A 12,551-nucleotide genomic window follows, 5' to 3' on the forward strand; every position below is an offset into this window, starting at 1 on the left:
GATCACGTTGATAGGCTACAGGTGTAAAGGCAGTAATGTCATAGCCGAGTAGTACTAATAACCCGTAAGCTTATGTACTGTAGTCCCCTGCCACGCAAAAGGGCAGGGGGCGCAACCTCTTTCATAAAGTAAGATCCAAGAATTTATACCCTCGAACGTTTTTATCTCAATATGTTAACTTATTAGGATGCTTAAGGCATCCGTACAACTTAAGGTGGTTATTGCGACGGGGCTCACCTCTTCCCATTCCGAACAGAGCAGTTAAGCCCGTCAGCGCCGATGGTACTACGAAAGTGGGAGAGTAGGTCGCCGCCTTCTTTGAAACCCTCATCATGAAAATGGTGAGGGTTTTTTTATGCGTTTAGGTTACAGGTTACAGGTTACCGCGTGATGTGTGATGCGGGATGTGTGATGCGGGATGCGTGACCAGGTACAGGTTACAAGTTACAAGTACAACTGGTACTCTCTACTCCCGACCTACCGTGCTTCGCACAGGCAGGATTTCCTTCCGGAAGGGATGGCAAGCTCCCGACTCCCAATAACCCTTTCCTTTGTGCCCTCCTAGCTCCTGTCACATTAAAAAGAAGAAAGGGGAAAGAGCCAAGAATTAAGAATCAAGAGTAAAGACAAAGCGAAACTTTACAATACAGGCGTACGCAATACTCAGAGCTCTTATCACTTTTGTAGCCTCTGTAACCTCTGTAACTTTATAACTTTCCTTCGTACCTTCGTACCTATGTACCTATGTACCTATGTACCTACGTACCTACGTACCTTCGTAACCCAAACCTATATGAGAAACCAAAGTCCCCGAGAGGAAAAATGGAATACCTGGTCGCATGCACTGGGTGCTGTATTGGGAGTCCCCGGACTCTTCGTGCTGCTGGCAATGAATAATCAACATTCGCCCTGGAGCTATGCGAGTATCATCCTGTATTCCTGTTCCATGATACTTCTATTTTCCTCTTCAGCCATCTATCACTACGTGACCAGTGAGAAAAGTAAGCTGTTGTGGCGCAAAATGGACCATATAAGCATTTATTTCCTTATTGCCGGCACCTATACCCCAATTGCGCTAATTTCGCTCTATAAGGATCCCGGAGTCACCATTTTTACCATCGTCTGGTCTATGGTGCTTATTGGAACTTTGCTGAAGGTGTTCTTTACAGGCAGGTTTCAGTTACTTTCTGTTTTGCTTTACCTGGGCATGGGATGGCTCATTGTCCTGTACTGGGGAAAGGTTCAAACTGCTTTGACAGAGAAGGCGGTATACCTGATGTTTCTTGGTGGAGCCTTCTATTCTACCGGGGTGATCTTTTATCTTTTAAAAAGACTGCGTTTCCAGCATGTGATCTGGCACTTTTTCGTGCTCGCCGGTGCAATGGCGCACTTTTTTATGGTGCTGGAAGTGGTGCGTTGAAAATAATTTCAGGACGTCTTTACCCGACGTGGCCATCTGCCAGGACTTTCGGATAGAAGGATGGGTAAAGTCGTGAAGTTGTAAAGGCGTAAAGTTGTGAGGAAGTAAACCGTATTACAGAGAATATCAGGACGTCTTTGTAAGGAGGGTGGAATCCAATGTGGCCATCTGCATCCGGCTTAGTAGCTGTCCTGGGGATTTCTAATTGGCATTTGGATAATCTTAAAAAGATCGCCGCGGTCTCCCGAAGTATCGGGATCCCCTTGCCTTCGGCAGACAAGCTCGCGAAGACATCTATTTTTAAAACTCTACCTCCGTACCCACGTACCTACGTACCTCTCATCATCAAAAAAAAAGCCCGGCGTATTGCCGGGCTTTCGTATGCAGATAAAAAAGATTATCTGTTATTGTTGCGTTCGTTGCGGTCATTGCGACCTCTTCTGTCACCTCCGCGGTTATCGCGATCGCGACTTCCACGGTTGCGGTTATCACCGCGTGAGTCTCTTCTTCCGCCATCGCGATCACTTCTCGGTGGACGCTCTTTATAGCCTTCCGGCTTAGGAAGCAGGGCTTTTCTTGAAACCTTATCTTTTCTGGTCTTGGGATCGATACCGAAGTATTTCACGTCAAATACGTCTCCCATATTTACCACATCGGTAACGTTATCTGTACGATCCCATGCAAGTTCTGAGATGTGCAGTAATACTTCATTACCCGGTGCTTCAACATATTCTACAACGGCACCGAAATCAAGGATCTTGATCACCTGTACCTCGTAGGTTTCTCCAACCTGAGGTTTGAAGGTAAGGGAATCGATCTTGGCAATAACCTTGTCGATACCTTCCTGATCTGTACCCAGGATTTCTACAATACCTTGCTCGTCTTCTTCATTAATAACGATCTCAGTCTTGGTTTCTTTTTGCAGTTCCTGGATAACCTTTCCACCAGGACCGATAAGGGCACCGATAAACTCTCCGGGCATCCTTACAGTAACGATCTTCGGCGCATGTGCCTTAACCGTTGGTCTTGGCGACTCAATGGTTTCGGTAAGTTTGCCCAGGATGTGTAAACGTCCTTCCTTGGCTTGTTCCAAAGCGTTCTCCAGGATCTCATAGGAAAGTCCCTTGATTTTGATATCCATCTGGCAGGCTGTAATACCATTGGCAGTACCGGTTACTTTAAAGTCCATATCTCCAAGGTGGTCTTCATCTCCAAGGATATCCGACAACACGGCGTATTTCTCTCCGTCAGTAATAAGTCCCATAGCAATTCCGGAAACAGGGCTTTTCAGCTGTACTCCGGCATCCATCAGTCCCATGGTTCCGGCGCAAACCGTAGCCATAGAAGAAGATCCGTTAGATTCCAGAACTTCAGATACGACACGTACAGTATAAGGGCAGTCTGCAGGGATCATTCCTTTCAGCGCTCTCTGTGCCAGGTTTCCGTGACCGATCTCTCTTCGGGAAGTACCCCTGATCGGGCGTGCTTCTCCTGTAGAGAACGGAGGGAAGTTATAATGCAGGTAGAAGTTCTCTTCTCCTTGTTCTGTTGGCAGGTCAATTACATTAGCCTGCTTGGAGGTTCCAAGGGTTACCGTAGCCAGAGCCTGGGTTTCTCCACGGGTAAAGATACTCGATCCGTGGGTCGATGGCAGGTAGTCTACTTCACACCAGATAGGTCTGATCTCATCGGTGGCTCTGCCATCAAGGCGGATACCTTCGTCAAGGATAAGTCTTCTAACGGCTTCCTTGTGGGTTTTACCGAAATACTTACCAACAAGGTCTCCGTTTTCTTCAAGTTCCTCTTCAGTAAAGAGTCCTTCACAGGCTTCCTTAACTTCAGAGAATTTCTCGCCACGTTCTTGCTTCGAAGTTCCCCCCTTTGCAATATCGTAGCATTTTTGATAAGCGAAGTCCCAGATCTTTTTCTCCATTTCTTCGTTCTCCTTCTCCCCGTCGTATTCGCGAACAGGCTTTTTACCTCCTGCCTTTTCTACGAGACGATTTTGAGCTTCGATCTGGATCTTGATCGCATCATGAGCAAATTTAATGGCATCGGCCATCTCTTTCTCGGATACTTCTTTCATTTCTCCCTCTACCATCGCTACAGAGTCTTCTGAGGCACCAACCATCATGTCGATATCGGCCTGCTCCAGCTGGCTCTTGCTTGGGTTAACGACGAATTCTCCGTTAACGCGTGCTACACGTACCTCAGAGATAGGGTATTCAAAAGGAATGTCAGAAAGTTGGATCACTGTAGAGGCAGCTAATCCTGCCAGAGCATCCGGCATCACCTCGTCGTCATGCGACATCAGTTGGATCATCACCTGAGTCTCGGCGTGATAGTCTTTAGGGAAAAGCGGACGCAACACCCGGTCTACCAATCTCATGGTAAGTACCTCCTGGTCGCTTGGTCGTGCTTCTCTTTTAAAGAATCCGCCAGGGAATCTTCCCGCTGCAGCGAATTTCTCACGGTAATCTACCGTAAGGGGTAAAAAGTCGATGTCCGGATTGGACGTTCTGGCAGATACCACAGTGGCTAATAACATGGCATCTCCCATGCGAATCACTGCAGAACCGTCTGCTTGTTTGGCTAGTTTCCCTGTTTCAATGGAAATGGTTCTTCCATCTCCTAAATCAATAATTTCTTTGTGTACTTCAGGAATCATAAAGTTTTTCATTTAACCCGGTCATGCCGGGTTGGTGTTATACAATGGGTACTGTACCAGGTACAGTGGGTGTTGTGTTGTTGTGTAGTTGTTGCGGTTACCCAATGAAAAACTATGTAATTTGAGCTTTTTTATGTGAATTACGGCCTAAAAGCTATTAAACCACCGTAATATAAGTTTAATTTCTCGACAGGGAAACTAAAAAAGGGGGCGAAATGCCCCCTTAATCTTATTTTCTCAATCCTAATTCTTTTACAATTGCACGATATCTGTTGATATCTTTCTTTTTCAGGTAGTCAAGAAGACTTCTTCTTTTACCTACCAAACGAACCAGTGAACGCTCGGTGTTGAAATCCTTACGGTTCTTTTTAAGGTGACCTGTAAGGTGATTGATTCTGTGCGTGAATAACGCGATCTGACCTTCTGCAGAACCGGTGTTGTTCTCTTTACCACCGTGCTTTTTGAAGATCTCTGCTTTAACTTCTTTGGTTAAATACATGCCAATATTATTTAAATGATTTTTATGTATATGTCAGTAGCTTTTACTAACAAGGCTGCAAATATAGCAATAAATTCTTTTAGGTTTCGTTTTAAACTAAATATATTTATAGCTGTCTTAAATCTTAAATAATTAAACCTATTTCCTATGAAAACTAGAATTTTAGCTTCGTTTATGGCGCTCTCAGCGGTGTTGTGGACGTCCTGTTCCGACGAAGCAGACAACCTCACCGAAAACCTGGAGATCCCGGTAGCGGATATAGAGATCAATGCCCAGGCAGAATTACTGTCTGATCAGATCGACGACATCGCTGCCTCTGTGGTAGTTGATGAATCTGCTGCTGCAAAATCGGTTATTTCACAACGTGTGGAGCTTCCTGCCTGTGTAACCATTACCAAAACGGCTAATGGGGATAAGGTAAAAAAGATCATAGATTTCGGAAACGGATGTACCCTTGCTAACGGGGTAGCCTATTCCGGGCAGATTATCGTCGAGTATATCTGGAATAATGAACTACGGCAGGCAAATATCGTGGTAGGAACCGATAACCTGGGGGTGAATGACCTGATGATTACCGGAAGAAAGGAGATCCTAAGAACCTGGCCGGCTGCTGATCAGGGAGGGTATCCGAATTCGGAGGTACAAAGCGATCTTGTGGTGGCTCACCCCAGTGGGTTGAATGCCAGGGTTACAGGGACGACCACCCGGGAATGGATCGCTGGATTTGGGACTGGTAACTGGGCCGATAATGTGGTTCTTATCGGTGGGAACCGAAGAGTGCAGACCTATATGAACGATTCCCTTCTCAATACCTATGAAATGGAGATCACTGATAACCTGAGAAGAGAGTGGGCTTGCCGATTTATTGTATCGGGCACCCTTTCACTCAGCAATTCCCTGTTTTCTGCCACCTTGAATTACGGGGATGGTAATTGCGATAATAAAGCCTTGCTAACCACTTCCTCCGGGAGAACAAAAGAGATCGAACTCCGTTAACATTAGGTTGTACGTTCTTGAATGAAATAAAAAACGCCCTCAGAAAAGAGGGCGTTTTTTTATGTGTTCTGTTTACTAACGGGATGCTATTTTCGAATAGGCTGATTTTGGATCAGGTCCAGATACAGGTTCACCTTTTTCTTGAGCTCTCTTCTGTGAGAGATGAAATCCAGGAATCCATGTTCAAGAAGGAATTCGGAGGTCTGGAAGTCTTTTGGCAGGTCCTTTCCGGTAGCTTCTTTAACCACCCTCGGTCCGGCAAACCCGATAAGTGCTCCTGGCTCTGCGATGTTTATGTCTCCCAGCATGGCATAAGAAGCAGTGGTACCCCCTGTGGTAGGATCGGTACAAAGGGAGATATAAGGAATTCCGGCCTCGGCCAGCTGCGCCAGTTTAGCACTGGTTTTCGCTAATTGCATCAGCGACAAGGCTGCTTCCATCATACGGGCTCCTCCGGATTTGGAGATCATCATAAACGGAATCTTGTTCTGAATGGAATAATCAATGGCGCGGGCAATCTTTTCGCCAACAACACTTCCCATCGAGCCTCCAATAAAGGCAAAGTCCATACAGGCAATGACCAGGTCTTTCCCCTTGGATTTCCCAACCGCGGTACGAACCGCATCCTTAAGGTCGGTTTTGCTCATGGCGTCTTTAAGACGGTCGGTATATTTTTTGGTGTCTTCGAACTTTAAAGGATCCTTCGATTCCAGGTTCGGATTGAGCTCTTCGTATTTATTGTTGTCGAAAAGGATCTCAAAGTATTCCTTGCTTCCAATTCGAACATGATAATCATCTTCAGGGCTTACATAAAAGTTCTTGGCAAGCTCATCGGCTTCAACGATTTTTCCTGTAGGCGATTTATACCACAACCCTTTGGGAGTGTCTTTTTTCTCCTTGGTAGCGGTTTGAATCCCTTTCTCTTTTCTCTTAAACCAAGCCATTATTGTAGGATTTAGAATTTATACCTCCGCCTGTGGCGGCCTTATTACTTGTTTATTGAATTCGTGTTATTAAGATCTTCGAAAGCTTTTTCCAGTCGGGTGATAAAGGTTTTCTCGCCCTCTCTTAGCCAAACTCTCGGATCGTAGAACTTTTTGTTGGGGACATCCTCCCCTTCCGGGTTTCCGATCTGGGACGCAAGATAGTCTTTTTTGCTTTGAACATAATCCCGTACCCCTTCCGTAAAAGCGTATTGCAGGTCGGTATCTATATTCATCTTTATTACCCCGTAACCAATGGCTTCGCGGATCTCTTCCAGGGTAGATCCGGACCCTCCGTGGAATACGAAATTGATGGTATTATGAGGTACATTGTATTTTTTTGAAACGTATTCCTGGGAGTTCTTAAGGATCTTAGGAGTAAGTTTCACGTTACCAGGTTTGTATACCCCGTGAACATTTCCGAAGGCCGCAGCAATGGTAAATCGGGGACTTACCTTAAGCAGCTCTTCATAGGCATAGGCTACTTCTTCAGGTTGTGTATACAGTTTAGAATCGTCTACATCAGAATTGTCAACTCCGTCTTCTTCTCCGCCTGTGATTCCCAGTTCAATTTCAAGGGTCATTCCCATCTTGTCCATACGGGCCAGGTACTCCTTGCAAATGGCGATGTTCTCTTCAATAGGTTCTTCAGAGAGGTCGATCATGTGTGAACTAAACAAGGGTTTTCCGGTGGCTTTGAAGTGTTCTTCACTGGCATCCAGAAGTCCGTCGATCCAGGGCAGGAGTTTTTTCGCACAGTGGTCGGTATGAAGGATCACCACAACCCCATAGGCTTTGGCTAATTCATGCACGTGCTTGGCACCTGCTACAGAACCGGCAACGGCAGCGCGCTGGTCTTCATTGGAAAGTCCTTTTCCGGCGATAAACTGCGCCCCTCCGTTAGAGAATTGTATGATAACAGGAGAATTCAGTTTTGCAGCGGTTTCCAGAACCCCATTGATACTGTTGCTTCCAATTGTATTTACTGCCGGCAAAGCATAACCGTGCTTTTTAGCGTGCTCAAAGATTTTTTGTACATCATCTCCGGTGGCTACCCCTGGTTGAATATTTAGACTCATAGAATTGATTTTACGGTATTAAGTTGATCAATAGACCCTGCAAAAATAATAAAATTAGTGCGCTTAGAAAGGATAATTAATACCAATGTTGTATACGGCATTGCCAAAATTGTATTCGGAAAACCAGCGTTCAGGCCCTTCGAATGCGGGATTGTAGGTCTTGAAGCCCACATCGAAACGAAATACAAAATAACTGAAATCGTACCGGAGTCCGAACCCTGTACCCAGGGCAAGTTCTGCCAGGGAGCTCAGATCTTCAAATACGGCCTCCTCCTGGGTCACATTATCCAGGACATTCCAGATGTTACCGGCATCGGCAAAAACGGCCCCTTTAAACTGCCCGATAATTCCAAAGCGGTACTCCAGGTTCAGGGCGATCTTAAGGTTAGCTTCATTAAAATCATTGAGGTTGTCTACTCTTCCCGGTCCCAGGGAATAGGCCTCCCATGCGCGGTTATCGTTCGATCCACCGGCAAAATAAGACCTCAGGAACGGAATGCTTTCTGCATTGCCATAGGGGATGGCCAGCCCGAGAAAGCTTCGAAATGCCAGAACCTGGTCCCGGGATAAACTCCAGTATTTAATGTAGTCGATATCGGTTTTGGCGAATTGAGAATACTGAACCCCGAACACCAGGTTTTTCCCGTCTTCCGTCTTGTCGTAGTCAACAAGGTTGCCAAGAAGGGACAGGGTATTTCCTGCCAGCTCCAGTTTCGTTCTGAACGAATAGAAACTATTGTCCTGAAATCCCTGTCGGTTATTCTTGGACCAGCTGAAACTCGATCCCAGGATCAGGTTGTTTGCTGTAAGTCGCTTTCTGCGTTCCTCGATGCGGTTAACCTCTTCCAGCTCGTTTTCGTTTACGGTGAAGTCGTTGGTTAAGACGTCATCGGTGAAGGCGGCTGTACCCTCCGGGATGATCAGGTCTCCCCTGGTATTGAAATAAGAGGAGGGAAGATCGCTTCTGTATCCTCTTGCAATATCATTGAGGTCATTATAGCTGTTGCGGTACACCTCGTAGTAGCGTTCCGTGTTCAGGTTTTTGATGTACTGGATGTTGAGCAGCTCAAAAACATTCTTTCTGTATGCGTTGGGAGACCAGTTATACCGCAGGATGCCATTGAGACTTTGTTTGTCCAGACCGATGTTCTTCTGGAGAATACTACCTATTGACATCCGGGTTTGCGGGGCCATATACTTCGGGATAAAATCGGACGTATTGAAGGGGGAGACGATCCTTGGAAAATTAAGCCTGATGTCTCCGGCAAATTCCGCAATATTAAAGAAGCTCTGGCTTGAATTGCTGAGCTCAGAAGAAGAACCTACAGAACCCCTGAGGGCAAACTCCAAAGTTTCGGCTCCGCGAAATATGTTTCTGCTCACCAGGGAGGTAGAGAAGGAAATTCCGATATCCTGGATATTGGAGTGGGTGACCTCCGGGTTAAATCCCAGTGAAAATCGTTTCCGGGGTGAGAGGTAGATGTTTGTATTGAGCAGCGAATCGGTACCCGGAACATATTCGTAGTTGATGTTCGGATACTTGAATGTTTGCAGGTTTCCGATCTGTCTAGAGGTCAGGGTTCGCTCCTGGTCCTTGTAAATATTCCCGGGGGCGATGGCCATTACATCGGTGAGCGCACTGGGCTTGTATTTTAGTTTGTCGTGAAACCAGATCACATACCCATCGTGGTGAATACTGTCTGTGGGTTCGGTTTCAAAGTTGTGATCGGCGTAGATGTTCACCTCCTTGATCTGGTGCACCTTGTAGGGTGTTACATTCTGGGTATCTCCCGAACGGGTAACCATGTTGTCGATGTTAACCGTTACCGGCATTTTCTGATCGTCTGAGGTGGCCAGGGTATCAGCTTCAAGATCAAAGGTGATGCTGGAGAGCTGAAACTTGTATATGCCCGAATTTAAGAAGAGTCGGTTTAGGCGTTCCCGTTCGGCATTGAAATTGGCAAGGTCAAACCGTTCGTTCATCTTCAGGTAGGAGGCCTCTTCGTATTTTTGGTATATGGAATCTACGGCCGGAGAGGGGATATAGGTTTTTATAGTGTCCAGAAGGTAGGCGTCTCCTGTTTCCACAAAATAATTGATCCCTGCTTTTCGCTCGCCGTAATCGGCCGTGTCTTTTTCGAAAGCGACCTCAGAGTTGAAGTATCCTTTATTGTCATAGTACTGCTTGAGCCTTTTAACCGTGCGATTGGTGAGGTCTTCCCGGATAATCACCGGGGCTTCCCCGGTTCTGCGTAACCATTCGTGAAATCGCTTTTTATAACTGCTGGCCTGGGCGAGTTGTTTGGCAGAAAGCATGCGTTGTTTGAAGTCCGGTTCTGCCAGGTCGGCCCTCAGTCGGGCATCATATATGGAATCTGAGTTGGCTTTAGCCAGGTTGTAGATATGCAGCCGGCTAAGACTATTGGGTTTTTGTAAAGGAATATTTTCGACTTCCGGGTCCTGGAGTTTTTCGCCATTCAGGAATATGGTATTTTTGCGTAATAGGTACTCCTCCTCATCCACTCTTTTTACAGCATTGCAGGAAGCGAAAATCAATAATAACAGGAATACCGTTATTTTTACACAATGGTCTTTCAATCGGGCAATTGGTTTGTTAAAGGTCAAAAATACTACATTATTTGTATGGTTGGTAAAAGTCAGATAAAACTAATAAAAAGCTTACGGCAAAAAAAGTATCGTGAAGAACACGGGCTCTTTATAGCTGAAGGGCGAAAATGCGTTACCGAGTTGTTGGATTCAAACCTGAAATGCGAAGCTGTATATGCAGATGATTTCGGGATAATGAAGCAGATCGCTTTTGACTGTACTCCTGTGGGTGCTGCGCAGTTAAAGCAGATGAGCAACCTTAAAACACCGGCAGGAGTGCTGGGGGTGTTTGAAATTCCGTCGGAAATCAAGCCTTTAGCATCCGGAATTGCACTGGCTCTTGACGATGTCAGGGACCCTGGGAACCTGGGAACGATCATCCGGTTGTGCGATTGGTTCGGGATTCCGCAGTTGGTGTGTTCTGTAACCACGGCAGACTGTTATAATCCGAAGGTAGTTCAGGCCACCATGGGGTCGCTGTCCCGGGTCCGGATCTCCTATGTCGACCTTCCGCAATTCCTGGCAAACGACAAGAGGCCGGTCTGGGTTGCTGATATGGATGGCGAGAACGTTTATGAGAGTACCCTGCCGGGAGAATTTATCCTTGTTATGGGAAATGAGGCCAATGGGATTTCTGCTGAAGTTGGACGCCTGGCTTCCGGAATACTTAGTATCCCCCGCTTCGGGGCCCTGCATAAAACAGAAAGTCTCAATGTGGCAACGGCTACTGCGGTGCTGTTAAGTGAATACAGAAGGCATCACCCCTGATCAAAATCTACTCAAAGGTGAAATTGATGAATACCGCCCTGCTGTATAATCCGTCAATGTTTCCGGTCCACGGACTGTCTGCTTTTTCATCAGGGACCAGCTCATTGGATAAGGCGAATACCCCGCGGATAGAAGGCGAAAACTTAAAATAGTAGAAATAAAAATCGATCCCAAACCCTAATTCGTAATAATAGGTATTGGTGGTCATCCGGAATTTACCCGACTCATTGTCTTCCTTGCTTTTTTCTTCACTGCTCAGGTTAATGGAGGTGGATACACCGCCAACCACATAGGGTTTAAAGTTCCCCAATCGCTTGGTGCTGGCTTTTAACAATAGCGGGATGTGGATGTAGGTCGACTTTACCTCCCTGAGGAAGTCGTTTTCATTGCTGAAGTTCGGGAAGCCCAGATCCCTTTGGGTGTAATAGAGTCCTGGTTCGATTCTTAGGTCCAGGTAATTATTCAAACGAAGCTCTCCGATCAGGCCTACGTTAAAGCCTGTGGACTTTCCTTCCTGAATATAACTGATGTCTTCGTTAGTTTTGTAATCGATTTTGAAGCCGTATTGGTTAAACCCAAGGTAATACCCCCAGTTGAGTAACTTCTTGTCTTCGTTCTCCAGGTTGAGAATGGGATTTTCGTTGAATTGCGCCTTCAGGCCTGTTACAAGGAAAAGTGCGATCAGGGCTACTATGGATGATTTGTTCACTGCGTTCAAATTGATTTACAGTTCTTAAATATAAAAACTATTAGGATACAACCGCGGAAACCTTCCTGAACTTATTATTTTTTGGAGGCCTGGTAAATGGTGGCGACCCCAAAGGTTTGCGGTTTGTCACTAACATTAATAAACCCTGATTTTCTCAAAATATTGTTGAAAGCTTCCCCGTAAGGAAAAACTGAGGCCGATTCTGATAGGTAGGCATAGGCCGAGCGGTCTTTGGAAAATATCCGTCCAATGAGGGGGAGGAGTGTTTTGCTGTAGATCCGGTACCCCTGTTTAAAGGGGAATTTTACAGGGACAGAAGTTTCCAGAACCATAAAGATTCCTCCGGGTTTCAGTACGCGACAGATCTCTGTAAGTCCCTTTTCCAGATGTTCAAAGTTGCGTACTCCAAAGGCCACGGTGATGGCATCAAAGGTATTTTCGTCAAAGGGTAAGGCTTCACTGTCTCCGATGACCATGTCTATGCGGGAGTCCAGGTTTTTTTTACTCACCTTTTCCTTACCAACCTTAAGCATGCCCGGGGAGATATCCAGCCCGGTTATTTTCGCCTGCGGAACAGCCTCAGCGATCTGAATGGCCAGGTCGCCGGTACCGGTGGCGATGTCGAGAACGGTCAATGGCCGGGATGCTGCTATGGCGGCAACCACTTTTTTACGCCATTTGACGTCAATACCAAAAGAGATCACCCGGTTCAGTCCGTCATAGTTGCCCGAAATGGTATCAAACATCTGGGTGACCTGCTGCTTTTTGCCTAAATCCGAATCCTTATATGGGGTCACTTTCTTTGCCATAGCGAAATTTTTG

The 12,551-nt window shown here is 46.1% G+C and carries 10 protein-coding genes and 1 rRNA gene; 4 read left to right on the forward strand and 7 right to left on the reverse strand.

What is annotated here, in order from left to right:
• Positions 1 to 210 precede the first annotated feature (210 nt).
• Positions 211 to 318, forward strand: a 5S ribosomal RNA gene (gene rrf / locus K7R11_RS06420).
• A 475-nt stretch (positions 319 to 793) separates the two neighbouring features.
• Positions 794 to 1,420 (forward strand): PAQR family membrane homeostasis protein TrhA, encoded by a 627-nt coding sequence (gene trhA, locus K7R11_RS06425; RefSeq protein WP_224489585.1) that lies wholly within the window; start codon positions 794 to 796, stop codon positions 1,418 to 1,420.
• A gap of 397 nt (positions 1,421 to 1,817) precedes the next feature.
• Here the strand turns inward: trhA and K7R11_RS06430 are convergent, their stop codons facing one another.
• Together K7R11_RS06430 and rpsO are read right to left on the reverse strand one after the other, a co-directional pair.
• Positions 1,818 to 4,088 carry a polyribonucleotide nucleotidyltransferase gene (locus tag K7R11_RS06430; protein ID WP_224489586.1) on the reverse strand — a complete coding sequence of 757 codons (2,271 nt, stop codon included), beginning with the start codon at positions 4,086 to 4,088 and terminating at the stop codon, positions 1,818 to 1,820.
• Between the two features lie 229 nt (positions 4,089 to 4,317).
• A complete protein-coding gene (gene rpsO / locus K7R11_RS06435) occupies positions 4,318 to 4,587 on the reverse strand; it encodes a 30S ribosomal protein S15 (RefSeq protein ID WP_224489588.1) in 270 nt (89 codons plus the stop codon).
• A 147-nt stretch (positions 4,588 to 4,734) separates the two neighbouring features.
• Between rpsO and K7R11_RS06440 the strand changes: the two genes are divergently transcribed.
• Complete coding sequence (locus K7R11_RS06440; RefSeq protein ID WP_224489590.1) at positions 4,735 to 5,583, forward strand: hypothetical protein; 849 nt, start codon at positions 4,735 to 4,737, stop codon at positions 5,581 to 5,583.
• A gap of 86 nt (positions 5,584 to 5,669) precedes the next feature.
• On the opposite strand, the gene accD is transcribed toward K7R11_RS06440, so the two are convergent.
• From accD to tamL, 3 genes are all read right to left on the reverse strand, one after another.
• Entirely contained in the window at positions 5,670 to 6,527 is an 858-nt protein-coding gene (gene accD, locus K7R11_RS06445; RefSeq protein ID WP_224489591.1) for an acetyl-CoA carboxylase, carboxyltransferase subunit beta, read from the reverse strand.
• Positions 6,528 to 6,571: 44 nt separating this feature from the next.
• Positions 6,572 to 7,645, reverse strand: coding sequence for a class II fructose-bisphosphate aldolase (fbaA, locus tag K7R11_RS06450; protein ID WP_224489592.1), 1,074 nt, complete (start codon positions 7,643 to 7,645; stop codon positions 6,572 to 6,574).
• 63 nt (positions 7,646 to 7,708) lie between these two features.
• On the reverse strand, positions 7,709 to 10,243 hold the full coding sequence (tamL, locus tag K7R11_RS06455) for a translocation and assembly module lipoprotein TamL (RefSeq protein WP_224489593.1): 2,535 nt from the start codon (positions 10,241 to 10,243) through the stop codon (positions 7,709 to 7,711).
• Positions 10,244 to 10,288: 45 nt separating this feature from the next.
• Here tamL and K7R11_RS06460 point away from each other — a divergent pair, with 45 nt between their 5' ends.
• Entirely contained in the window at positions 10,289 to 11,020 is a 732-nt protein-coding gene (locus K7R11_RS06460) for a TrmH family RNA methyltransferase (RefSeq protein ID WP_224489594.1), read from the forward strand.
• A 7-nt stretch (positions 11,021 to 11,027) separates the two neighbouring features.
• On the opposite strand, the gene porT is transcribed toward K7R11_RS06460, so the two are convergent.
• A complete protein-coding gene (gene porT / locus K7R11_RS06465; protein WP_224489596.1) occupies positions 11,028 to 11,729 on the reverse strand; it encodes a type IX secretion/gliding motility protein PorT/SprT in 702 nt (233 codons plus the stop codon).
• 74 nt (positions 11,730 to 11,803) lie between these two features.
• Complete coding sequence (ubiE, locus tag K7R11_RS06470) at positions 11,804 to 12,538, reverse strand: bifunctional demethylmenaquinone methyltransferase/2-methoxy-6-polyprenyl-1,4-benzoquinol methylase UbiE (RefSeq protein WP_224489597.1); 735 nt, start codon at positions 12,536 to 12,538, stop codon at positions 11,804 to 11,806.
• Positions 12,539 to 12,551 lie beyond the last annotated feature (13 nt).

The organism is Robertkochia flava (assembly GCF_020166515.1).
Taxonomy (GTDB): Bacteria; Bacteroidota; Bacteroidia; order Flavobacteriales; family Flavobacteriaceae; genus Robertkochia; species Robertkochia flava.